The organism is Streptomyces sp. NBC_00525 (genome assembly GCF_036346595.1).
Lineage (GTDB): Bacteria > Actinomycetota > Actinomycetes > Streptomycetales > Streptomycetaceae > Streptomyces.
This window is the reverse complement of the sequence record NZ_CP107834.1, coordinates 2865229-2887455: the sequence shown is the minus strand read 5'-3', so window position 1 is coordinate 2887455 and position 22227 is coordinate 2865229. Positions and strand designations below refer to the sequence as shown.

Annotated in this window: 19 protein-coding genes; all 19 read left to right on the top strand. The window is 73.9% G+C overall.

Translation table 11 applies throughout. From position 1 onward, the window contains the following. The first annotated feature begins 154 nt into the window (after positions 1 to 154). The 19 genes from serS to OG710_RS12715 all read left to right on the top strand — a co-directional run bounded on the left by serS (position 155) and on the right by OG710_RS12715 (position 22206). Positions 155 to 1447, top strand: a complete 1293-nt coding sequence (gene serS, locus OG710_RS12805; protein ID WP_330239447.1) for a serine--tRNA ligase — start codon at positions 155 to 157, stop codon at positions 1445 to 1447. A gap of 164 nt (positions 1448 to 1611) precedes the next feature. Further along, on the top strand, positions 1612 to 2568 hold the full coding sequence (locus OG710_RS12800) for an ABC transporter ATP-binding protein (RefSeq protein WP_199564802.1): 957 nt from the start codon (positions 1612 to 1614) through the stop codon (positions 2566 to 2568). Continuing rightward, entirely contained in the window at positions 2565 to 3356 is a 792-nt protein-coding gene (locus OG710_RS12795; RefSeq protein WP_330239446.1) for an ABC transporter permease, read from the top strand. The genes OG710_RS12800 and OG710_RS12795 overlap by 4 nt, the downstream gene beginning before the upstream one ends. A 117-nt stretch (positions 3357 to 3473) precedes the next feature. Continuing rightward, the gene (locus OG710_RS12790; protein ID WP_330239445.1) at positions 3474 to 4424 is read left to right on the top strand and encodes an ACP S-malonyltransferase; all 951 of its coding nucleotides are present in this window, start codon (positions 3474 to 3476) and stop codon (positions 4422 to 4424) included. Continuing rightward, the gene (locus tag OG710_RS12785) at positions 4411 to 5949 is read left to right on the top strand and encodes a class I adenylate-forming enzyme family protein (protein ID WP_330239444.1); all 1539 of its coding nucleotides are present in this window, start codon (positions 4411 to 4413) and stop codon (positions 5947 to 5949) included. Before OG710_RS12790 ends, OG710_RS12785 begins: the two co-directional genes overlap by 14 nt. Further along, positions 5930 to 6184, top strand: coding sequence for an acyl carrier protein (locus OG710_RS12780; RefSeq protein ID WP_111336206.1), 255 nt, complete (start codon positions 5930 to 5932; stop codon positions 6182 to 6184). Before OG710_RS12785 ends, OG710_RS12780 begins: the two co-directional genes overlap by 20 nt. A 35-nt stretch (positions 6185 to 6219) precedes the next feature. After that, positions 6220 to 7392, top strand: a complete 1173-nt coding sequence (locus tag OG710_RS12775; RefSeq protein WP_330239443.1) for an aminotransferase-like domain-containing protein — start codon at positions 6220 to 6222, stop codon at positions 7390 to 7392. Beyond that, positions 7389 to 9686: a lantibiotic dehydratase gene (locus OG710_RS12770; RefSeq protein ID WP_330239442.1), complete on the top strand. Its 2298-nt coding sequence runs from the start codon at positions 7389 to 7391 to the stop codon at positions 9684 to 9686. The genes OG710_RS12775 and OG710_RS12770 overlap by 4 nt, the downstream gene beginning before the upstream one ends. After that, on the top strand, positions 9683 to 10696 hold the full coding sequence (sbnA, locus tag OG710_RS12765) for a 2,3-diaminopropionate biosynthesis protein SbnA (RefSeq protein WP_330239441.1): 1014 nt from the start codon (positions 9683 to 9685) through the stop codon (positions 10694 to 10696). Before OG710_RS12770 ends, sbnA begins: the two co-directional genes overlap by 4 nt. Positions 10697 to 10761: 65 nt before the next feature. After that, positions 10762 to 11790 carry a 2,3-diaminopropionate biosynthesis protein SbnB gene (gene sbnB, locus OG710_RS12760; RefSeq protein ID WP_330239440.1) on the top strand — a complete coding sequence of 343 codons (1029 nt, stop codon included), beginning with the start codon at positions 10762 to 10764 and terminating at the stop codon, positions 11788 to 11790. Continuing rightward, on the top strand, positions 11787 to 12539 hold the full coding sequence (gene fabG / locus OG710_RS12755; RefSeq protein ID WP_330239439.1) for a 3-oxoacyl-ACP reductase FabG: 753 nt from the start codon (positions 11787 to 11789) through the stop codon (positions 12537 to 12539). Before sbnB ends, fabG begins: the two co-directional genes overlap by 4 nt. Before the next feature lie 35 nt (positions 12540 to 12574). Then, positions 12575 to 12871 carry an acyl carrier protein gene (locus OG710_RS12750; protein ID WP_111336218.1) on the top strand — a complete coding sequence of 99 codons (297 nt, stop codon included), beginning with the start codon at positions 12575 to 12577 and terminating at the stop codon, positions 12869 to 12871. Continuing rightward, a complete protein-coding gene (gene fabZ, locus OG710_RS12745) occupies positions 12868 to 13410 on the top strand; it encodes a 3-hydroxyacyl-ACP dehydratase FabZ (protein WP_330239438.1) in 543 nt (180 codons plus the stop codon). Before OG710_RS12750 ends, fabZ begins: the two co-directional genes overlap by 4 nt. A gap of 56 nt (positions 13411 to 13466) precedes the next feature. Then, a complete protein-coding gene (locus OG710_RS12740; protein WP_330239437.1) occupies positions 13467 to 15467 on the top strand; it encodes a GNAT family N-acetyltransferase in 2001 nt (666 codons plus the stop codon). Beyond that, positions 15464 to 16504 (top strand): aminomethyl transferase family protein, encoded by a 1041-nt coding sequence (locus OG710_RS12735; RefSeq protein WP_330239436.1) that lies wholly within the window; start codon positions 15464 to 15466, stop codon positions 16502 to 16504. Before OG710_RS12740 ends, OG710_RS12735 begins: the two co-directional genes overlap by 4 nt. 11 nt (positions 16505 to 16515) lie before the next feature. Beyond that, complete coding sequence (locus tag OG710_RS12730) at positions 16516 to 18831, top strand: beta-ketoacyl synthase N-terminal-like domain-containing protein (RefSeq protein WP_330239435.1); 2316 nt, start codon at positions 16516 to 16518, stop codon at positions 18829 to 18831. Further along, on the top strand, positions 18831 to 19478 hold the full coding sequence (locus tag OG710_RS12725; RefSeq protein ID WP_330239434.1) for a hypothetical protein: 648 nt from the start codon (positions 18831 to 18833) through the stop codon (positions 19476 to 19478). The genes OG710_RS12730 and OG710_RS12725 overlap by 1 nt, the downstream gene beginning before the upstream one ends. Further along, positions 19475 to 20626 carry a hypothetical protein gene (locus OG710_RS12720; protein WP_330239433.1) on the top strand — a complete coding sequence of 384 codons (1152 nt, stop codon included), beginning with the start codon at positions 19475 to 19477 and terminating at the stop codon, positions 20624 to 20626. Before OG710_RS12725 ends, OG710_RS12720 begins: the two co-directional genes overlap by 4 nt. 101 nt (positions 20627 to 20727) lie before the next feature. After that, complete coding sequence (locus OG710_RS12715; RefSeq protein WP_330239432.1) at positions 20728 to 22206, top strand: DHA2 family efflux MFS transporter permease subunit; 1479 nt, start codon at positions 20728 to 20730, stop codon at positions 22204 to 22206. Positions 22207 to 22227 lie beyond the last annotated feature (21 nt).

Genomic DNA, 22227 nt, shown 5'->3' with positions numbered 1-22227 from the left:
GAAGGAATCGTGGACTCCGGGCGCGGGGCTCCCGGACGGCGGGCTCGCGGGCGGGTGGGTGGCCGGTGGTATTCCGGGGTGTGACGGGGGTCCCGGTTGCTACCGTCGGTGGCGCGACTCACCGTTCCACTCGCCGGATCAGAAGGATCTCCTCATGCATGATGCCCGCGCCCTGATCGACATGGGTGCCGAAGCGGTACGCCGGCTCGCTCGTCGTGGTTACGCGCTGGACCTGGCCGCGCTGGAGGATCTCCAGTCCCGGCGGAACCGGAGCATCCAGTCGGCCGACGAGCTGCGGGTGGAGTCCAAGCGGGTGGCGGGCGAGGTCCAGCGGACGGCGAAGCAGGGCGGTGACATCACCGGGCTGAAGGAGCGGGCGCGGGAGCTGAAGGAGGAGATCCGGGAGATCGAGGCGGGGCAGGAGGAGATCCGGGAGCAGCTGCGCGAACTGCTGCTCAGCATTCCGAACCTGCCGGCCGACGAGGCGCCGGACGGGGACAGCGACGCGGACGCGGTCGAGGTCAGGCGGGTGGGCGAGCCGCCCGTGTTCGCCTTCGAGCCGAAGGACCACGTCGACCTCGGCGAGGCGACCGGCATCCTCGACTTCGCGCGGGCGACCAAGCTCTCCGGCCCCCGCTTCGCCGTGGCGCGCGGTGCGGGCGCGGCCCTGGAGCGCGCGCTGGCGGCCCTCTTCCTCGACCTGCACACCCGCCGGCACGGCTACGTCGAGCATGCCGTCCCGTACCTGGTCACGCGCAGGACGATGACCGGCACCGGGCAGCTCCCGAAGTTCGAGGAGGACCTGTTCCGGACGGGGGTGGCCGACCGTGAGCTCTTCCTCATCCCCACGGCCGAGGTCCCGCTGACCAATCTGTACGCGGACGAGATCATCCCGCCCGCCGAACTGCCGCTCGCGCTGACCGCGCACACGCCGTGCTTCCGGTCCGAGGCCGGTTCGTACGGGCGGGACACCCGCGGCCTGATCCGGCAGCACCAGTTCTCCAAGGTGGAGATGGTCCGCATCGTCGACCCGGCCGAGGCGGACGCGGAGCTGGAGCGGATGGTCGGGCACGCCGAGGCGTGCCTGAAGGAGCTGGGCCTCCCGTACCGCGTCGTCACCCTCGCGGCCGGGGACACGGGCTTCTCCGCGCAGCTCACGTACGACATCGAGGTCTGGCTGCCGAGCCAGGACACGTACCGCGAGATCTCCTCCGTCTCGCACTTCGGCACGTTCCAGGCCCGCCGCGCGAACATCCGCACCCGCGACGAGAACGGCAAGCCCAAGCCGGTCGCCACGCTCAACGGCTCCGGCCTGCCGATCGGCCGCACCCTGGCCGCCCTCCTGGAGCACTGCCAGCAGGAGGACGGCTCGCTGGTCCTGCCGGAGGCCCTGGCGCCGTACGCGGGCTTCCGCCGGATCGCGGCGGACGGCACCCCGGAGGCGTAGAAACCCAGCGGTCCTCACGGTCCTCGACGCGCTCCCGACCCCGGCTATCCGGCCGCTCCGCAACCCGATAGCGGCCGGATAGATCGCCGGGCAGGCGCGGATAGGCGGTTCGGGAAGAGTGGCTCCCGCCAGGCCACCCCCGCCCAGATCGTGAGGACTCGAAGATGATCCAGACCCGACCGTCCCCGGTGCCCGAGGAGGTGACGTCGCCGGATGCCGTGAGGCTCAGCTCTGTCGTGAAGCGGTTCACCGACTCCAAGGGGGAGCGGTTCACCGCCGTCGACGGCATCGACTTGCGCATCCGGCGCGGTGAGATCGTGGCCTTCCTCGGACCGAACGGCGCCGGTAAGACGACCACCATCGACATGCTGCTCGGGCTGACCCGGCCCGACGAGGGCTCGGTGCGGCTGTTCGGCCGCGAGCCCCGGCAGGCGGTGCGCTCCGGCCAGGTCGCCGCGGTGCTCCAGACCGGCGGGCTGCTGCCCGACCTGAGCGTCGAGGCCACCGTACGGATGCTGGGCTCGCTGCACCCGGGCACCGACGTCGATGCGGTGCTCTCGCGCGCCGGGCTCGACCGGCTGCGCCGCCGCCGCGTCGCGGAGTGCTCCGGCGGCGAGCAGCAGCGGCTGCGGTTCGCCCTCGCCCTGCTCTCCGGGCCCGAACTGCTGGTGCTCGACGAGCCGACGGCCGGCATGGACGTCGTCGCCCGCCGGGACTTCTGGGCCACGGTCCGCGAGGACACCGAGCGCGGTATGACGGTCATGTTCGCCACCCACTACATGGAGGAGGCCGACCGGTTCGCCGACCGCGTGGTCATGATCGACAGCGGCCGGGTCGTCGTGGACGGTCAGGTGTCCGACGTGCGCTCCGCCCTCAGCGGGCGCACCGTCTCGGCGCGGCTCGGCGAGCAGAGCGCCGCCGCCCTCGCCCGGTCCCCGCTGGTCCGCTCGTGCGAGCCGCGCGGCGGGCGCTACCACTTCGACACCACCGACTCCGACGCGCTGCTGCGCCTGCTGATCGAGCAGACGTCCGCCACCGACATCGAGGTGACGCCGCGCAGCCTCGAAGAGGCCTTCATGACCCTCACCCACGACAGCCGCAGCGAAGGGAGCACCCGATGAGCTCCGCCCCGGCCGCCCGCGAGGCGCGGACCTCGCCGTTCAGCGGCGTCAACCCCGTCTTCATCGGCTACGAGCTGCGCCGCCGCTTCAACCGGCAGACCACGATCTTCACGCTGCTGCTGCCGGCCGTCCTCTACCTGGCCCTCTTCCGTACCGAGCCGGACGGCGCCACCCTGCCGCACGGCAACTTCGCGGCCTGGATGATGACCGGCATCGCGGTGTACGGCGCGGCGACCGCCGCGGTCAGTTCGGCGGCCACCATCTCGGTCGAGAAGGCGTCCGGCTGGATGCGCACCGTGGCACTCAGCCCGCTCGCGCCGCCCGGCTACCTCTTCGTCAAGGTGCTGTCCTCCGTGCTCATGGCGGCGGTGCCGGTGGCCGTGGTGGGGGTCCTGGGTGTGTTCACCGGGGTGGAGGCCACCACCCAGGTGTGGGTGACGTCCCTGCTGGTGGCCTGGCTCGGCGCGGCCGTCTTCGCCGCCCTCGGCATCACGCTGGGGCTGGCCCTCAAGCCCGAGACCGTGATGCACATGCCGGGTCTGACCATGACGGCGCTCGCCTTCCTCGGCAACCTCTTCATCCCGCTGTCCGGCACCATGCTGGACATCTCCCGCTACTCGCCGATGTTCGGCGTCGCCACGCTCGCCCGCTACAGCCTGACCGAGGGCTACTCGTTCAGCGGTGAGCACTCCAGCCTCGCGATGGCGGTGGTCAACACCGTCGCCTGGTTCGCGGCCTTCTCCTTCATGGCCGTACGCCGGTTCCGCAAGAGCACCGGCCGCAACTGAGGCCCGCGCCCCACGGCCGCCTCTTCGCCCCCCACCCCCTCCTCGCACCACCCAGCTCAGCTCGGCACCGGGCCCCGCACCGGTCCTCGGCAGATCCACGAAAGGAGATTCGAACTCATGTACGCATTCGTTGCACCGGGGCAGGGCTCCCAGACCCCCGGCATGCTGGCCGGCTGGCTGCGCGACGCGGTACACGCAGAACGGCTGCGAGCCTGGTCGGAGGCGGCCGATGTGGACCTCGTGCACCTCGGAGGCAAGGCACCGGCCGCGGAGATCGCCCGTACCGAGAACACCCAGCCGCTGCTGGTCGCCGCCGGGCTCCTCGCCCACGAGGCGCTCGCCGCGGCCGAACCGGACGGCCCGCTGGTGGCCGCCGGGCACTCGGTCGGCGAGCTGACCGCCGCCGTGTACGCCGGAGCGCTCGCCCCCGCCGACGCGGTGCGGCTGGCCGCGGTACGGGGCCGGGCGATGGCCGCCGCCTGTGCCGAGGCGCCCACCTCGATGTCCGCCGTGGTCGGCGGCGAAGAGGCCGACGTGCTGGAGCGCATCCGCGAACTGGGCCTCTACGCGGCCACGTTCAACGGGCCGGGGCAGATCGTCGCGGCCGGCGCCACCGAGGACCTGGAACGGCTCGCCGCCGCCCCGCCGCGCTCCGCCACGGTCAAGCCGCTCCAGGTCGCCGGCGCCTTCCACACCCCGTACATGGAGTCCGCGCGCCGGGCCGTCGCCGCCGCGGCCGAACGGACCCCGTTCCGGCAGCCGACCGGCACCCTCCTGTCGAACGCCGACGGCGCCGTCGTCCGCGAGCCGGACGACATCCGCCGCCGGCTGGTCGACCAGGTGGTCAGGCCGGTGCGCTGGGACCTGTGCATGGAGTCGATGGGCCGGATCGCGCCCGAGGTGACCGTCTGCCTGCCGCCCGCCCGCACCCTCGCGGGCATCTTCAAGCGCCGGCTCCCCGAGCTGGCCGTCGTCTGCGTCACCGCGCCCCGCGACCTCGACAAGGCGCGCGTCCGCATCGGTGCCGCCGTCGCCTGGAAGGAGGACCTCGTCCATGCCGGTGTCTGAGCTGTTCACCCGCGCCCTCGCCGAGCGCCCCGGCCACCTCGCCCTGGTCGACGCCACGGGCCCGCTGACCTACGCCGAACTGGGCGCCGAGACCGACCGGGCCGTCGGCTGGCTGCGCGGCCGGGGAGTGGGCGCCGGCGAGCGCGTCGTCTACGCCGGCGGCGGCGACCGCACCTTCCTCGCCCTGCTGTGGGCCACCCTGCGCGTCGGGGCGGTGTTCGTCCCGGTCCACCCCGAACTCACCGACCACCAGATCGACCACATCGTCCGGGACTGCGCGGCCGCCCTCGCCGTCTGCCCGCCCGCCGCCGGCGCCGCCGCCCGCGGGACCGTCGAGGTCGGACGGGCCGCACGGGAGATCGGGGAGACGCCCGGAGACGGAACCACCGCCGAGGTCGCCGACGACGCGGTCGCCCTGCTGATCTACACCTCCGGCACCACCGGCCGCCCGAAGGGCGTCGTCTGCCCGCACCGGCAGATCCTCGCCGCCGTCCGCGCCATCAACGCGGGGCTCGGCTACCGCGCCGACGACGTGGTGCTGTGCCGGCTGCCGCTCTCCTTCGACTACGGCCTCTACCAGGCCCTGCTGTGCACGCTGGCCGGCGCGGCCCTGGTGGTCACCGACCGGGGCGGCGACGTCGGACTGGTCCGGGTCATCGAACGCCACGGCGTCACCGTCGTCCCGCTGGTCCCCTCGCTCGCCCAGATCCTCGTCCTGCTCCAGCGCAAGCTGCGGCAGACCACCAAGGTGCGGCTGTTCACCAACACCGGCGCCCGGCCCAGCCCGGCCGTGATGCGCGGACTGCTCGAAGCCTTTCCCGGCTCCGCCTTCGCCTCGATGTACGGCATGACCGAGTGCAAGCGCATCTCGGTCCTGGACCCGGCACTCTACGAACGGCACCCCGAATCGGTGGGCCGCCCCATCCCCGGCCTGGAGGTACGGATCACCGGCCCGGACGGGGAGACCCTGCCGCCCGGCGAGGTCGGCGAGATCGTCGTCCGCGGCGACACCGTGATGGCCGGCTACTGGGGCGTCCCGCTGGAGCGGCAGAGCCGTTACGTGCCCCTCGCCGACGGCTCCCTGGAGCTGCGCACCGGCGACCAGGGCCGGCTCGACGCCGACGGGCTGCTGTACTTCGTCGGCCGCGACGACGACGTGGTCAAACGGCGCGGCGTGCGGCTGGCCCTGTCCGAGATCGAACTCGCCGCCGAGCGCGTACCCGGCGTGTACGCCGCCGTCGCCCCGCGCCCCGCGCGCGAGGACGCCCCGCTGCTGCTCGCCGTGCAGACGGACCTCGCCCCGCACGAGGTCCGGGCGGCCCTCACCGGCCTGCTGGACCCGGCCCGCCGCCCGGACGGGATCGTCCCGCTCACCTCGATGCCGCTGACCGCCAACGGCAAGCCCGACCGCGCCGCCGTCGCCCGGCGGCTCCAGGCCGGGGACGGCACCGCACGCACCGCGGCCGCCCGCACGACCGCCCTCACCGCACTCACAGGGAGCTCCCATGGACCAGTCGCAGTTTGACCAGCTCGTCGAAGAGATATGCGCCGTGCAGGTCACCAGCTCCGAGACGCCGCTCGTGGACCTCGGCGTGGACTCGCTCCACACCGTCGCCCTGATGATGGCCGTCGAGGACCGGTTCGGCATCGAGCTGGACCCCGACGCGCTCGCCGACTTCTCGCTCACCTCGTCGGCCGGCCTCCTGGGACTCGTGCACGAGCAGCTGGGCAGCGGCGCGAACGCGTTGTCGGGGAGCTGACGGCCATGTGGACCGATGTCAGACCCTCGCCCGGAATGCCGCAGCTCTTCGAGCGCGGCGGCGACCTGATCTCCTTCGCCGGCGGCCTGCCGGACCTCGACCTGCTGCCCGTGAAGGAACTCTCCGAACAGTTCGCCCGGCTGACCCGGATCGGCGGCCGGATCGCCCTCCAGTACAGCACCCCGCACGTCGCCAAGGCCCTCGTCCCGGCCATCACCGACCTGATGGGCCGTGAGGGCGGCCGCACCGACGCGGCGAGCCTGGTGCCGACCGCCGGCTCCCAGATGGGCCTGCTGGCCCTGGGCCTCGGCCTCGCCGCACCGGGGGAGACCGTCCTGTGCCAGACGCCCGCCTATCCGGGCGCGGCCGTCGCCTTCCGCACGGCGGGCCTGCGGCTGCACGGCGCCCCCGAGGACGCCGAGGGGCTCGACGCGCCGGCGCTGCGGGACACCGTGGCCCGGCTGCGGGCCGAGGGGCAGCGCGTCCGGATGCTGTACTGCAACCCGACCTTCCAGAACCCCACCGGCGCCACCCTCTCCGTCGAGCGGCGCCACCAACTGGCCGAGGCCGCGCGGGAACTGGACCTGCTGATCGTCGAGGACAACCCGTACGGGCTGCTCGGCTTCGACGGCACCACGGTCCCCGTCCTCCAGGGCATCGACCCGGAGAACGTCGTCTACCTCGGCACGTTCTCCAAGGTCTTCGCCCCCGGACTGCGCTGCGGCTGGATCGCCGCGCCCGAGCAGGTCGCCGAGCGGCTGCGCGGCACGGTCGAGGTCATGGCGCTCTCGCCCTCGGCGTTCGCCCAGGCCGCGCTGGCCGCCTTCCACACCCGCGGCGGCTGGGACGCCCTGATCGACGCCTACCGCGAGCGCTACCGGGAGCGGTGCGGCCTGATGGCCGACGCGCTGGAGCGGGAGCTGGGCACCGAGGGCCCCTGGCGCTGGCAGCGGCCGGACGGCGGGTTCTACCTGTGGCTGCGGCACGAGGGCGGCGCCGACACCGGCCGCCTCGCGCAGGCCGCGGCGCGGCACGGCGTCTCCTTCGTCCCCGGCAGCCACTTCGGGCTCGACGGCGAGTGCCGCGACAGCCTGCGGCTCTGCTTCAGCAACGTCCCGCGCAAGCGCATCCCCGAGGGGGTCGCCCGGCTCGCCGCTGCGCTGCGCGGGGCCGAAGCCGGCGCGGACCTCGAAGGGCGGGCCGCGTGACCAGCACACGTGAAGCGCTGCGCGAGCACGACTGGGCCGACTTCCGGCCCACCCGGCGCCTCGGCGACAGCGAGTGGCACATGTGGGGCGTCGGGCTGCTGCGCAGCGCCGGCTTCCCCGCCTCGGGCCTCGACCTGCTCGGCGGCCCCGCCGCCGCGGCCGCCGCCGACAGCGGGGACGAGGACGCCTTCGCCGCCGCCTACCTCGCGGACAGCGCGGCCGAGACGCGCCGCCTGGCCGCCCTGGCCGGCGACGAGAAGGTCCGTACGGCCATCGCCTGGCAGAACCGCACCGTCTACCGTGTGCTCGACGCGCTGGCCGCCGGCACCGGCAAGGAGTCCAAGCGCAAGCAGCGCGAACGCACCCTGGCCATGTACTGGCTGCGCTACTGCGCCAAGGCCGAGACCATCGGCTTCTTCGGCCCGGCCGCCTGGATGTCCGTCGGACGGGCACCCGGCAGCCTCGCCGCGGACCACGGCGAGCGGCTGGTCGCGCGGAGCCGTACGCACTTCGAACGCTGGGCGCTGGCCGCCGTGGCGGACTGGATGGCCGCGCAGCCCGGCGCCCGCTGGTGGTTCCCGCCGCAGCTCCGGCCCGACGTCCACCTCGACGGCGACGGGCTGCTGCTGCCGGGCGGACGCGAGACCCGGCTGCGCCCGGAGGACCGCCAGGTCCTCGCGTACGCGGACGGGGAACGCAACGGCGCGGCGATCACCGAGGCCCTGGTCCGCGAGGACGGCTGGGAGGCCGAGGGGGCCCGGCCCCGCGTCGAGAAGATCCTCAACCGGCTGCTCAAGCAGCGCGTGCTGACCTGGGACGCCAACATCCCGGTCGACGTGCGCGCCGAGCGGATACTGCGACGGCGGGTCGCCGCCGTCGCCGACCCCGAGATGTTCGTCCGCTTCGAGACCGTCCTCACCGCGCTCGACCGGCACCGCGAGGCCATCGACGCCGCCACCACGTCCGCCGAACTCGCCGCCCGCCTCGACGAGCTGGACGCGTACTTCGTCACGACGACCGGACTCGACGCCTCCCGCGACGAGGGCAAGGCCTACGCCGGCCGCACCCTCTGCTACCAGGACGCGGTGCGGGACTGCCGGGTCGAGGTCGGCACCGACTTCCTGGACGGCATCGCCCGCCCGCTCGCCCTGGTGGCCGACGCGGCGGACTGGTTCGGCAACCGCCTCGTGGAACTGGTCGAGGCGGAGATGGCCGGGTTCGTCCGGGCCGCCGCCGCCCGGCGCCCCCGGGTCACCCTGGCCGATGTGTGGCCCCAGGTGCTCGGGCTGTTCTGGGGCGACGGTGCCCGTCCGGTGCACACCGCGACCGCGGACCTCGCCCGCAAGTGGCGCGAGGTCCTGGACCTCGACCCGGCCGGCACGGAACCGGTCGGGCTGCGGGTGGCGGACATCGAGCGGCGGGCGCGTGCCGTCTTCGCGACCGGACCCGTCGCACCCCATCTCGCCCTGCACAGCCCCGACCTCCAGGTGGTCCGGGAGGCGGACGGCGGGCTGACCACCGTCCTCGGTGAGCTGCACGCCTGCCTCGCCACCTGCGACCTGCCGTTCCTCGACTGGACCAGTGGCGCGGCGTCGCTGCGCGACCGGGTGAACGAGGCCATCGGCGCACCCCGCCTGGTGCCGCTGCTGCCCGTCGACTGGAAGCGCAACAGCGGCCGGATGGTGCCCGCCCCCATCGGCGCGGGCGACCGGCTCATCGGGTTCACCCGCGCCCCGTTCGACGACCGGTCCCGGATCGACCCGGCCGCCGCGATCGCCCTGGCCGAGCGGGACGGCACGGTCACCGCCACCACGCCCGACGGGCGCGTGTGGAGCATGGCCGAACTGCTCGCCGTACCGGTGTCGATCATCGCCGCCGACGCCTTCAAGATCGGGCTCGACCAGCCGCACGCCCCACGGGTGAGCCTCGACGGGCTCGTCCTGTTCCGGGAGACCTGGCGCAAGCCGGCCGGGGAGATCCCGCTCGCCGCCAAGCCCGACCGGGCGGGCGACTACCTGGCCGTACGGCGCTGGCTGCGCGCGAGCGGACTGCCCGACCAGGCCTTCGTGAAGTTCCCCCAGGAGACCAAGCCGTCCCTGGTCGACTTCACCAGCCCCACCCTCGTGCTCTCCTTCGCCAACCTCGTCCGCCGCGCCCGGCGCCTCGGCGAGGACACCACCGTGATCCTCAGCGAGCCGCTTCCGCACCCGCGGGACTCCTGGTTCACCGGGGCCGAGGGCGAGCGCTACGTCAGCGAACTCCGGCTACAGATCAGCAGAAAGGTACCGGAATGACCGTAGCCCCCTCCGACGCGACGGCCCGCGCAGTCACCGCGGCCCGCCGTCGCGATCCGGACATCATCGCGACGATCGGCGCCACCCCGCTGGTCGCCCTGGACCGCCTCTTCCCACCCGCGCTCTTCCAGGTCTACGGCAAGTGCGAGCGGTTCAACCCCGGCGGCTCCATCAAGGACCGCGCCGCCCGCTCCATGATCGAGCACGCCCTGTCCACCGGCGCGCTGGTGCCGGGCATCTCCACCGTCGTGGAGTCCTCGTCCGGCAACCTCGGCATCGCCCTGGCCCAGCTCTGCAACTTCTACCGGCTCGACCTGATCTGCGTCGTCGACCCGCGCACCACCACCCAGAACACCGCGATCATGCGGGCCTACGGGGCGACCGTCGAGATCGTGGACCGCGACCCGGAGACCGGCGAGTACCTGCCGTCCCGGATCAGGCGGGTGCGGGAACTCCTGACCACCGTGCCCGACGCCTACTGGCCCAACCAGTACGGCAACGAGTACAACGCCCTGGCCCACCAGCACACCATGCGCGAGATCCACGAGGCGCTGCCGCAGGCCCCCGACTACCTCTTCCTGGCCGCCGGCACCACCGGCACCCTGCGCGGCTGCGCCGAGTACATCGCCGCCGAGAACCTGCCCACCCGGGTGGTCGCGGTGGACGCGGTGGGCAGCGTGATCTTCGGCCCGCCCGAGTCCTGGGAGCGGCAGCACCGCCGCACCATCCCCGGACACGGCGCGGCCGTGGTCCCGGCGCTGCTGCGCCCCGGCCTCGCGGACCGCGTGGTCAAGACGACCGACCTGGACTGCGTACGGGGCTGCCGCGCCCTGCTGGGACGGGAGTCGATCCTCGCCGGCGGCTCGTCCGGCGCGGTGATCTCCGCCCTGATGGACGCCGCCTCCTGGATCACGCCCGGTGCCACCTGCGTCGCGATCCTCCCCGACGGCGGCGACCGCTACCTCGACACGATCTACAGCGACTCCTGGGTCGAGTCCCGCTTCGGCTGACCGCCCGCCGGCCCGCCCCCCTCAGACCACTCAACCGAACTTCCACGCAGAGGAATTGACCAGACATGAGAATCCTCGGTCGTGAGGACGTCGCCGCCGCGCTCGACGGCCTCGACCCCGACGTGCTCGAAGCGGTGCGCACCGCGTACGTGCTGCACGGCCAGGGCCGCTCGGAGGTGCCGCACTCCGGGTTCCTGCGCCCTCCCGGCGACGACGGCTCCCGCATCATCTCGCTCCCCGCCTACCTGGGCGGACCCGACCCCGTCATGGGGCTGAAGTGGATCTCCTCGTTCCCGGCCAACGTGGAGCGCGGCCTGCAGCGCGCCTCGTCGGTCCAGATCCTCAACGACCTGCGCACCGGCTACCCGACCGCCGTTCTGGAGGCGAGCCGGATCTCGGCGTCCCGCACCGCCGCATCCGCCGCCCTCGCGAGCCGCTCGCTGCACGGCGCCCGCCCGGTGCGCACGGCCGGGCTGATCGGCTGCGGCACGATCAACCGGCGCGTCCTGGACTTCCTGGCGCTGGTCCACCCCGAGCTGCGCACGGTCACCGTCCAGGACGCGGTGCCCGGCCGCGCCGCCACCTTCGCCGCCCAACTGGCGGACGAACGCCCCGGGATCACCTTCCTGGCCGGCGAGGTCGGCGACGCGCTGCGCACCGGCACGGTCTCGATCGCCACCACCGACTCCAGCTACTGGCTCGACCTCGCCGACCACCCGGACCGCCCCGAGCACCAGGTGATCCTGCACCTGTCGCTGCGCGACCTGAGCACGTCGTCCGTCCTGAACGCGTACAACGTGGTCGACGACATCGATCACGCGATCCGCGAGCAGACGTCGCTGCACCGCGCCGAGCAGGAGGTGGGCCACCGCCGGTTCGTGCACGCCGAGATCGCCACCGTCCTCGGCCAGAGCGAGGAGCCCGAGACCTCGGGGACCATCGTCTTCTCCCCGTTCGGCCTCGGCATCCTCGACCTCGCCGTCGCCCGGACGATCCTCGTCGCCGCCAGGCGCGACGGCATCGGCAGCGAGGCGCCCGGCTTCGACCCCGGCGCGCACCGGGTCACCGCGGCCATGGCGGGAGGCGCGGCATGAGCTTCCTGTTCCCCGAGGGCACCCGCGCCCTGGTCACCGGCGCGTCGCGCGGCATCGGCGCGGCCACCGCGCTCGCGCTCGCCGAACACGGCTGCGACGTCGTCGTCAACTACCGGTCCAGCGAGGCCAAGGCGGAGGAGGTCGCCGAGCAGATCCGCGCCCTCGGCCGGCAGGCCCTCCTCGTCCGGGCCGACGTCGGCGACGAGGCCCAGGTCATGGCGATGTTCAAGCGGGTGCGCACCGAGTGGGGGCCGGTCCAGGTCGCCGTACTCAACTCCGGTGTGACCGCGGACGGCCACCTCGCGGCCATGAGCAGCGCCAAGTGGCAGGAGGTCATCGACACCAACCTCACCGGCTCCTTCCTCACCGCCCGCGAGGCCACCAAGCAGATGTACGCGAGCGGCGGCGCCATCGTCCTGATCGCCTCCACCAGCGGCATCGCGGGCCGGGCCGGCCAGGCCAACTACGCCGCCAGCAAGGGCGGAGTGATCTCCCTGGCCAAGACCCTCTCGTACGAGGTCGCCCCGCGCGGCATCCGCGTCAACGTCGTCGCTCCGGGGTTCATCGACACCGACATGGTCAAGAAGGTCCCCCCGGCCCATCTGAAGGAGGCCCTCCAGGTGATCCCGATGGGCCGGACCGGCACCGCCGGGGAGGTCGCGCAGGCGGCCGTCTTCATGGCCTCGCCCGCCGCCTCGTACATCACCGGAAAGGTGCTGACCGTCGACGGCGGAATGATCCCCAACTGACCGCAGAACCCACCTATTCACAGGAGAGAACCCTTATGTCCACCGCCACCTTCGAGGACATCCGCACCCAGGCCGAGGCCCGTCTCGGCAAGAACATGAAGGTCAAGTCGATGATCATCGACCGGCTCGGTCTCGAGGTCGAGCCGGCCGTGGTCTCCGACAACCAGCCGCTGTTCGGCCGGGGCCTGGAGATGGACTCGCTGGACACGCTGGAGATCGTCGTCATGGTCAACAACGAGTTCGACGTGCTGATCAGCGACGACGACTTCGAGGCCTTCGGCTCCATCAACGCCCTGGTCGACTTCATCGAGGACCGGGAGACCGCAGCGTGAGCACCGCGACCACCGCCCTCCTCGACGCGCCGGCCCCCGCGCCCGCGGCGGCCCCGGCCCCCGCCCGCAAGGCGCTGAGCTACTCCTCGGACGACATCAAGCGGATGCTGCCGCACCGCTGGCCGATGCTGATGATCGACCGGGCCTACGACGTCGTACCGGGCGTCTCGGGACGCGGCGTCAAGAGCGTCTCCGTCAACGAGCCGTTCTTCGCCGGGCACTACCCGGACCACTCGATCATGCCCGGCGTGATGATCGTCGAGTCGATGGCCCAGCTGGTCGCCGTCGTCTACGTCGCGGAGATCCTGGAGGGCGCCGCGGGCCCCGGCCCGGACGACGCCTCGCGCAGCGTCGGCTACCTCGGCTCCATCAGCAACATGAAGTTCTCCCGGCTCGTCGTCCCCGGCGACCAGCTCACCCTGGAGGCCCGGCTGGGCCAGCGCCTCGGCGGCCTGCGCCAGGTGAAGGTGCGGGCGACCGTCGGGACCGAACTCGCCGCCGCCGGGACGCTCGTCGTCACCACCGGCCGCAAGGGCTGAACACCCGCCCCGCCGACAGAAACCGGAACCACACGACCTCAGAAGGAGGTGTGACCATGGCCCTCACGATCCGCCCGTACCAGGAGGGCGACGCGCACGCCATCGCGGAGCTGTACAACCGCCACCGGGACAACCCCAACCCGGTCGCCGGAGGCGTCAGCGGCGACGAACTCGCCCGCGAGCTGGCCGGACGCGAGACGGCGACGTTCCTGGTGGCCGAGGACGACGAGCGGCTCGTGGGGACGTTCGGCCTCTTCCACAACACCGGCCGCCGGTCGGCCCGCGCCGGCGAACTCATCGCGGACATGTTCTTCGTGCACCCCGCCCACCGCGGCGGACTGGTCACCGGAAGGCTGTTCACCGAGGCCGTCGAGTGGATGATGCGCACCGGCTGCCTGGTGCTGCGGCTGACCGTCAACCCGGCCAACACCGTGGCCTTCCGGCTCTACCGGCGCGTCGGCTGCGTCTCGGTGGGCCGGGCCGTCCCCGGCGAGGACGGCAACGTGGAGCTGCACAACTACATCCCGCTCGTCGTGCGCAGCGTCTTCGCCGACCTGGGCGAGCAGGCCACGGCGGCCCTCGGCAGCCTGATGAGCTTCGCCTCCGTCACCGAGTCCCGCGACGACGAGCTGCGCTCCGACGTACGGATCGTCGACGGGGTCCGCACCGTCGACTACTGCCTGGCCCTCGGCGAGTTCCGGATCGACGCGTCCGTCGACGTGGACCGGGGCACCGTGTGCGAGGCCCGCCTCACCGAGCCCGGCGGCACGACCCGGGAGCTGCGCCTGACCCGGCCCCCGTACGAGGTCCGGACCCCGCGCGGGGTGGCGCCGTACCGGTTCACCCGGTCCGGGCTCACCTGCGAGGTGGACGGCGACGACGGCACCCTGAGCGTCCTCGCGGACGGCCACCGGGGCCCGGTCCTCGTCTCCACCTGGCCGAGCTGCCGGGCCGACCGCCCGGCCGGCTGGCGCGAGGGCGAGCCCCGCGACCTCACCCTGGAGCCGGTCGACGGCGGGGTACGGGTCACCGAACGGGACGGCGACGCCACCGTCACCGGCACGTTCACCCTCGACGGGGAGGGCCTGCTCCAGGAGTTCACCCGAACCGGCCCCGCCACCGGCCGCGTCTTCCAGACCATCGGCCTGCGCCAGGGCGTCTTCACCGGCGCCGACGGACGGGACCACCCGATCGGGCTGGGCCAGGGGGTGCGCGACGCCTCCGAGGTCGTCGCCGCCGCCCGAACCGTCCCGCAGGGCACGGAACTGGCCTGGCGGGGACGCGGCGTACGCGTCTCGCTGACGGCGGACGGGGCCCTGCGGCTCGTCCACAGCACCCTCCTGGAGCGCGTCCTCGCACCCGGCCCGGACGGCGTGGCCCGGATGCGCACCGCCCTCCGCCCGCGCGGCGCGGACACCGCCCGCCGCCTGGAGGTGCACGCGGCCGCCGGCGGCGTCACCGTCTGGCGCGAGGGCACCACCAAGGTGCTGCGCAGCCCCTACCCCCGCACCCGCTCCCACGGCTACAACCCCCACTGGTCCGCGGGCCTGTGGGTGACTCGGGAGAACAGCCGCCACGACCGGGCCGCCGGGCTCGGCTGGGGGGTGCCGGCCGCCGGCGCCTGGGAGGAGAAGCACCCGCTGGGCCTGCACGCCCCGGACTCCGGCCTCGACTGGGAGATCGCCGCCGACGGCGACGGGCTCCGCGTCGACACCCGGTCGAGCGGCACGGACCGCGAGACCGTGGTGTGGCTCACCCCGCAGACGCCGCTCAGAACCGCCGTCGTCCTCGAATCGGGCGGCGAGCACTGGGAACTGAACACCGGCGACTTCCGCCAGGTGTGGGCCGGCCGGGCCGCCGTCCGGCTCTCCGACGGGCGGTGGCTGCACTGCGCCCCCGCCACCGCCTCGCACGACGAACTGGTGCTGCGCGCCACCGCGTCGGGCCTCCTCATCGGCGGAGTCTCCGCCGCCCCGGAGAGCGCCTGGCTGCTCTCCGTACACGACACACCCCGCTACTTCCGCACCACCGACCCGAAGGGCAACGACCGATCATGACCGCCACCACCATCGCCCCCGCCGTCCGCACCGCCACCGAGGACTACGCCACGCTGCGCACCGCCGTCGGCTCCTACCGCGTCACCACCCCGCTGGTCCGGCTGACCGGTGACGAGCGGCTGACCTTCCTGGACGGCTTCCTCGCCAAGTCCGCCGACTACGTCGAGCCCGACACCGTCCGCGAGGTGCTGGCGCTGAACGAGGACGGCAGGCCGTTCGCGATCCTGCTCCACTTCGAGATCGGCGAGGAGTCGTGGCTGCTGCCGCGCACCGCCGTCACCGCCGACGAACTGGCCGCCTACCTCGGGCAGTTCGACGCCTCCGGGGTCACCGTCGAGATATCCCCCGAGGGCTGGGGCGCGGTCGCCTTCGAGGGCCCCGTGGCCTGGTCGGTCGCGGCCGACTTCGTGGACTTCGACATCTCCGGCCTGACCCTGCACGCCGTCACCGAGGCCACCCTCGACGCCCCCGGCGCCACCGCGCACCTGGCCCGCGTCGGCACCACCGGCGAGTACGGCTACCTGCTCCTGACGGACGCCCCCGAGGCCGCGTACGAGGCGGTGCTCGCCGGCGTCACCGGCAAGGGCGGCGCCGAGACCGGCGAGGAGGCCCTGAACCGGGTGCAGGCCGAGGCCGGGATGGGCGTGTACGGGGCCGGGTTCGGCGAGCTGGGTGTCGACGAGGCCGACCTCGCCTGGATGATCGACTGGGACCGCGTCGGCGAGTTCCACGGCTCCGGCGAGCTGACCGCGCCCACCGGCTCGGAGCGCCGCCTCACCGCCCTCGTCGCCCCGGTCGGCAGCCGCTTCGCCGCCGGTACGGCCATCACCGCGGGCGGCCGGGGGATCGGCACCGTCCTGCACCAGGCGCCGGCCGCCAACCCGGAGGAGGAGCTGGTCCTGGCCCTGCTCGACGCCCCCTTCTGGGTGCCGGGCCTGGAGCTGGCCGCCGCGGACCGTACGGGCGACGAGCGCCCCGTGCGCACCGTCACCCTGCCTCGGGTCATCGCCCGCTCCCTCACCGTCAAGATCGCTTGAGAGGCCGGGTCATGACACCTGCGAACATCGCCCTGACCGGCCTGGGGCTGATCACCGGGGCCGGGGACGACGTCGAGAAGAGCTGGGCGTCGATCGCCGCCGGCACCACCGGCATCCGCACCAACACCCTCTTCGACACCACCGAGCTGCTCACCGACTGGGCGGGCATGTCCACCGCCGAGCAGCCCGCCGACCTGGACCGCTGCTACGCGCTGGCGGCCACCGCGATCCGCGAGGCCCTGCACGGCAGCGGCCTCGACCTCGACACGGTGGACCGCGAACGGGTGGCCGTCGTGGTGGGCTCCAGCCTCGGCGCCATGCCGACTCTGGAGGCCACCCACCGCACCCTCGTCCTGGAGGGCCGGCTCGACCTCGACCGGGCGGTCGCCTCGCAACTGCCCTGCGTGGGCGACTACATCGCGGCCGAGTTCGATCTGCGCGGCCCGCGCGTGGTCCTCTCCAACGCCTGCGCGGCCAGCGCCGTCGCCCTCGGCTACGCGGCCGAGCTGCTGTGGAAGGGGGACGTCGACTACGTGGTGTGCGGCGGCGTCGACCCGCTGGCGGAGCTGTCCCACTACGGGTTCAGCGCGCTGGGCGCCCTGGACTCCGAACCGTGCTCGCCGCTGTCCGCCTCCACCGGGCTCACCCTCGGCGAGGGGGCCGGATTCATGGTCCTGGAGTCGGTCGAGCGGGCGGAGGCGCGCGGCGCCCGCGTTCTCGCGGAGCTGGGCGGCTACGGGCTGTCCTGCGACGGCCACCACCAGACCGCGCCCGACCCCAGCGGCAAGGGCGCCTGCTCCTCCATGGCGCAGGCCCTGGAGACGGCGGGCCTCACCCCGGCCGACGTGGACTACCTCAACCTGCACGGCACCGGCACCCCCGCCAACGACGCCTCCGAGCCCAAGGCGCTGAAGCTCCTGTTCGGCCTGGAGATCCCGGCGGCCAGCTCCACCAAGTCCATCCTCGGCCACACCCTCGGCGCGGCCGGCGCGGTCGAGGCCGTGGTGAGCACCCTGGCCATCGACCGGGGCGTCCTGCCGCCCACCATCAACACCCGAGGCGTCCCCTCCCCGTACGGCCTGGACGTCATCCCGGACATGGGCCGCGAGGCGCGCCCCGAGGTGGTGCTGTCCAACTCCTTCGCGTTCGGCGGCAACAACGCCTCCGTCGTCATCAACCGGCCCGGCCGCACCGGCTCCCGGCCGCCGCGCCGCGAGGCGGTCCACGAGGTCGTCGTCACCGGCGTCGCGGGGATGGCCGGAACGGCGGGCAGCACCGAGGCGGTCATGGCGGCGTTCGCCGGGGGGCGGCCCTGCTTCGACACCTTCGAGGAGGTTCCGGGCGTCGGCCGGGTGCCGGTCGGCCGGGCCGACATCAAGGCCGCGGCGCGCGGCACCAACCCCAGCCGGGCCCGCCGCATGGACCCGCTGAGCCTGCTCGCCGCGTCCGCCGTGGGCGACCTGTACGCCCGCCACGGCAAGCCGTCGCGCGCGGTGGCCGAGTCGACCGGCGTCGTCTTCGCCACCGGCTACGGGCCGGTCACCTCGGTCCTGAAGTTCCACGAGGGCGTCGTGCGCTCGGGCATCACCGGCGCCAACCCGTCCCTGTTCGCCAACACCGTCGTCAACGCGGCGGCCGGGCACGTCGCGATGCTGCACCGCTTCCGCGGCTACACCGCGACCATCGCCAACGGCGGCACCAGCTCCGTGTTCGCGCTCCAGCTCGCCGCTCGGGTCATCGCCCGCGGCGCCGCCGAGCGGATCATGGTCGTGGTCGCCGACGAGTTCCCCGAGCAGGCCCTCGCCACCCAGGCGGCCCTGCCCGGCTACGCCAGGAGCGCGCACGTCGTACCCGGCGGCCGCACCGGCGCCGTGCTCAGCGAGGGCGCCGCCGCGATCCTGCTGGAGAGCCGCGAGGCGGCCGCGGACCGGGGCGCCGGCGTCCTGGCGGCGGTCCGGGGCTTCGGCGCCGGCGGCGAACCGGCCGGCATCGGCCGCATCGCCAGGGACGGCGCGGCCTGGGGGCGCTCGCTGCGCTCCGCGCTCGCCGAGGCGGACCTCGCCCCGGAGAGCGTCGGCACGGTCGTCTCGGCCGCCTCCGGCCATCCGCTGGTCGACCTCGCCCAGCGGGCCGCCCTGCGCCACGCCGGGCTCGACGGCCGGCCGGTCCTGGCCCCCAAGGCGCTGCTCGGCGAGACCTACGGCAGCGCGGGCGCCCTCGGCCTGGTCGCCGCCCTCACCGGCGACGGCATCCCCGGCCCCGTGGTCCTGTCGAGCTTCGCGTACGGCGGCAGCTACGCGGCGGCCGTCCTCGACCCGGAGGCGTGATGGCCGCCCTGATCGGTCTGCCCGGCGACCCCGGAGCCACCGGGTACACGCTGGCGCCCGACGGGCCCGCGGTGGCGGGGGAGACGGTGAACGTGCTGGTCTCCCGGCACCGGGGACTGCCCCGCGACCGGATGGGGAACCGGCTCTCCGCCTCGGGCCGCTCCCTGATCGCCGAGGCGCTGCACCGCACGTACGGGCGCCGGATCACCGCCGGCGACCTGGCGCGGGACGGCCTCAAGCGCTGGTCGGTGCCCGCGCTGGGCCTGTCCGCGTCGGTGGCCCACGTCGGCGCGTACAGCGCGGTGGCGTTCGCGCCCGCCGGGCGGGTGATCGGCGTGGACCTCCAGGACGAACGCGACCGGCCGCACGCCCTGCGCTGGCTGGGCGACCTGCTGGGCCGCGAGGAGCCCGCCACGATCAGGGACTTCGCCGAGTGCGAGGCGCTCATCAAGGCGTCGCACCTGACCAAGGAGACCTTCGCCGGAACCCGGCTGCCGGCCTGGCGGCCGGGCTGGCGGCCCGTGAACACCGAGACCTACGAGGTGCGTTCCGTCGTCCTGCGGGCCGAGGGCGAACCGCCCCTGCACCTCGCCCTCGCCTGCGACGCACCGGCTCCGGTGCGCTTCCACCACTTGGAGGAGGAATGACCCTCACCGCCGTGCGGCCGTACACCCGCCGCATCTCACCGATCGAGCGCGGCTACCTCAACGCCGCCGCGACCGGCACCCCGCAGCTCATCCAGATGGTCGTCGAGGGCGAGGGCACGCTCGACGCGGACGCGCTGCGGCGCGCCGCGCGGCTGGCGACCGAGGCGAGTCCGGGCCTCGCGGTACGCCGCCGGGGCGCGCTGTGGCGCGCGGCCGGCACCGTCCCCGAGGTCGTGGAACTGCCGGCGGGCAGCGGCCTGGACCACCCGTTCTTCCACCGCGACCTGTCGGTGGTCACCGGACCCGTCTGCGAGTTGGGCCTCGTCCGCGACGGGGGGACCACCCGGCTGGTCGTCCGGGCCAGCCACATCGTCACCGACGGGCGCGGTCTGCGGCAGTGGATCGCCGACCTCTTCCGGGCCCTGCGCGGTGAGGAGCCGGCCGGGTGCCCGGACACCGTGGACGACGCCCACTTCCGCGCGGCGGCGGGCGAGGTCCGCCCGGCCCCCGAGGCCGCCCGGCTCACCGGACTGCCCGCGATCATCGGCGAGGGCGAGCCCGGCGCACGGCCGCTGTGGCTGCGCCGCCGGGTGGCCGCCACCCCGTCCGGGACGACCGCGCGGGCCGCGGCCGCGCTCTCCCGCCACCTCGCCACGGACACCGGCCGGCTGATCGTCCCGGTGGACCTGCGCCGCCACGACCCCGCGATGCGCTCCACCGCCAACCTGACCTCGCAGCTCGTCCTGGACCTGCGCCGGGACGACAGCTGGAAGCGCGTGCACTCCACGCTGATCCGGGCCCTGGTCGCGAAGACCGAGGTCGCCGTGCTCGACCGCGACTTCCTGCGCGACAACCCGTTCGCCAACAACCTGAGCGAGGCCCGCGCCTTCGACGGCCACAGCTTCCCCTGCACGGCGATCATCTCCGACCACGGCGAGGTCGACCCGGACGTCTTCGCGGCGCCCGCCTTCCGCGCCACCTCCTTCTCCACGCTGCCGATGCTGGTCCCGTACGCCGAGATGTTCCTGAGCGCCTGCCGGGTGGGCGGCGAGACCGAACTGACCCTGGCCTGCCGCGACCGGCCGGGCGCCCGCGAGAAGGCGGGAGCGCTGCTGGACGACATCGCCGAGGCGCTGACCGCCGGCTGACCCCGCGGCCACCCCCTCTCGTCGGCCCCCCCTGAGCGCCGACCCCGTCCCCGACGGACCCCCGAGCCCGATCCACGACGCACCCTTAAGGACGACCCCGTATGTCCCTGGACCAGAGAACCGAGCCCCCGGCGCCGGCGGACCCGAGCCCCGTCGCGGCGGCCGCGGCGGCGGCCGCCACCCGGACCGCGATCATCACCATCGCCGCGGCCGTGGGCGGCGCCTTCATCGCCCAGCTCGACACCACGATCGTCAACGTCTCGCTGGCCGACACGTCCGCCCGCTTCGGCAGCATCAACCAGGTCCAGTGGGTCGTCACGGCCTATCTGCTGGCCCTGGTCGCGACGATGCCGGCCGCGGGCTGGTTGGCCTCCCGCTTCGGGACCCGCCGTACGTTCATCGCCTCCGTCGCCTCGTTCGCGGCCGGTTCGGCGGTCTGCGCCTTCAGTACGAGCCTCACCGAACTGATCGCCGGGCGCGCCCTGTCCGGCGCCGCCGCGGGCGTGCTCGTCCCGGTCTCCACGATGCTGCTCACCAGCGGGATGCCGAAGGAGCGCCTCGGCCAGGTCCAGGCGCTGAACGGCAGCGTCATGCTGATCAGCCCGCTGCTCGGCCCCACGGTGGGCGGTCTGCTGGTCAACGCCTGGGGCTGGTGGGCGGTCTACGCCGTCAACCTGCCGCTGTGCGCGCTGCTGCTGGTGGTGGCGGTGCGCCGGGTCCGCAAGGACGCCCCGGCCGGTCAGGGGGAGGGCCGGCGCCCGCTCGACGTGCTGGGCCTGCTGACCGCCGCCGCCTGCACGGTCGGTGTGGTGCTGGCCGTGCACGCCTTCTCCGAGACGGGCCTGTCCGCCCACCCCGCCTTCCTCGTGCCGCTGGTGGTGGCCGCGGTGAGCGGCGCCGTCTTCGTACGGCACCAACTGCGCGCCGAGGCACCGCTGCTGGACCTGCGCCTGTTCACGCACGGGGTGTACCGCACGGCCGCGATCAACATCTTCTGCCTCGGCTTCGTCCTCTTCTCGCCGATGATGCTGATCCCGCTGTACTTCGAGTCGGCGCGCGGCGAGAGCGCCGTCACCACGGGTCTGCTGATGTCGGCGGGCGGCACCGGGGTCGTCGTCGCGGGGCTCGCCTGCCGTCCGATCATGAAGAAGATCGGCGGCGGCACCACCGTCGTGATCGGGATCGTCCTGACGATGCTGGCCACCGCCCCGCTGACCGCCCTGTCGTCCAGCACGTCGTACGTGCTGATGTGCGCGGCGCTCGCGGTACGGGGCCTGGGCACCGGCCTGACCATCGTGCCGGCCATGACCCGCGCCTTCGAGTCGGTCGAGCCGCGCTCCATCCCGGACGCCTCCGCACAGCTCAACCTGGCCCAGCGGATCGGCGGCACCTTCGCCCTGGCGGTGGTCACGGTCGTCCTGGACCGGGCCGCGCAGTCGCACCACGGGCTCGTGCCGGCCGCGTTCGCCGACTCCTTCGACCTGCTGCTCGTCGTCTACGCGCTCACCCTCGCCCCGGCCGTCGCGCTGCTGATCGCCGACCGCCGCGAGAAGGCCGCACGGGCCGCCGCGGCCCGGTAACGGCGGCTCAGGGAAGGCGGC

Coding starts and splice junctions, on each gene's coding strand:
- OG710_RS12740 (WP_330239437.1), top strand. CDS start 13,467: ATGGCCCTCACGATCCGCCCGTACCAGGAGGGCGACGCGCACGCCATC.
- fabG (WP_330239439.1), top strand. CDS start 11,787: ATGAGCTTCCTGTTCCCCGAGGGCACCCGCGCCCTGGTCACCGGCGCG.
- OG710_RS12800 (WP_199564802.1), top strand. CDS start 1,612: ATGATCCAGACCCGACCGTCCCCGGTGCCCGAGGAGGTGACGTCGCCG.
- sbnA (WP_330239441.1), top strand. CDS start 9,683: ATGACCGTAGCCCCCTCCGACGCGACGGCCCGCGCAGTCACCGCGGCC.
- OG710_RS12785 (WP_330239444.1), top strand. CDS start 4,411: ATGCCGGTGTCTGAGCTGTTCACCCGCGCCCTCGCCGAGCGCCCCGGC.
- OG710_RS12715 (WP_330239432.1), top strand. CDS start 20,728: ATGTCCCTGGACCAGAGAACCGAGCCCCCGGCGCCGGCGGACCCGAGC.
- OG710_RS12795 (WP_330239446.1), top strand. CDS start 2,565: ATGAGCTCCGCCCCGGCCGCCCGCGAGGCGCGGACCTCGCCGTTCAGC.
- OG710_RS12750 (WP_111336218.1), top strand. CDS start 12,575: ATGTCCACCGCCACCTTCGAGGACATCCGCACCCAGGCCGAGGCCCGT.
- OG710_RS12790 (WP_330239445.1), top strand. CDS start 3,474: ATGTACGCATTCGTTGCACCGGGGCAGGGCTCCCAGACCCCCGGCATG.
- serS (WP_330239447.1), top strand. CDS start 155: ATGCATGATGCCCGCGCCCTGATCGACATGGGTGCCGAAGCGGTACGC.
- OG710_RS12720 (WP_330239433.1), top strand. CDS start 19,475: ATGACCCTCACCGCCGTGCGGCCGTACACCCGCCGCATCTCACCGATC.
- OG710_RS12780 (WP_111336206.1), top strand. CDS start 5,930: ATGGACCAGTCGCAGTTTGACCAGCTCGTCGAAGAGATATGCGCCGTG.
- OG710_RS12730 (WP_330239435.1), top strand. CDS start 16,516: ATGACACCTGCGAACATCGCCCTGACCGGCCTGGGGCTGATCACCGGG.
- OG710_RS12725 (WP_330239434.1), top strand. CDS start 18,831: ATGGCCGCCCTGATCGGTCTGCCCGGCGACCCCGGAGCCACCGGGTAC.
- OG710_RS12735 (WP_330239436.1), top strand. CDS start 15,464: ATGACCGCCACCACCATCGCCCCCGCCGTCCGCACCGCCACCGAGGAC.
- sbnB (WP_330239440.1), top strand. CDS start 10,762: ATGAGAATCCTCGGTCGTGAGGACGTCGCCGCCGCGCTCGACGGCCTC.
- OG710_RS12775 (WP_330239443.1), top strand. CDS start 6,220: ATGCCGCAGCTCTTCGAGCGCGGCGGCGACCTGATCTCCTTCGCCGGC.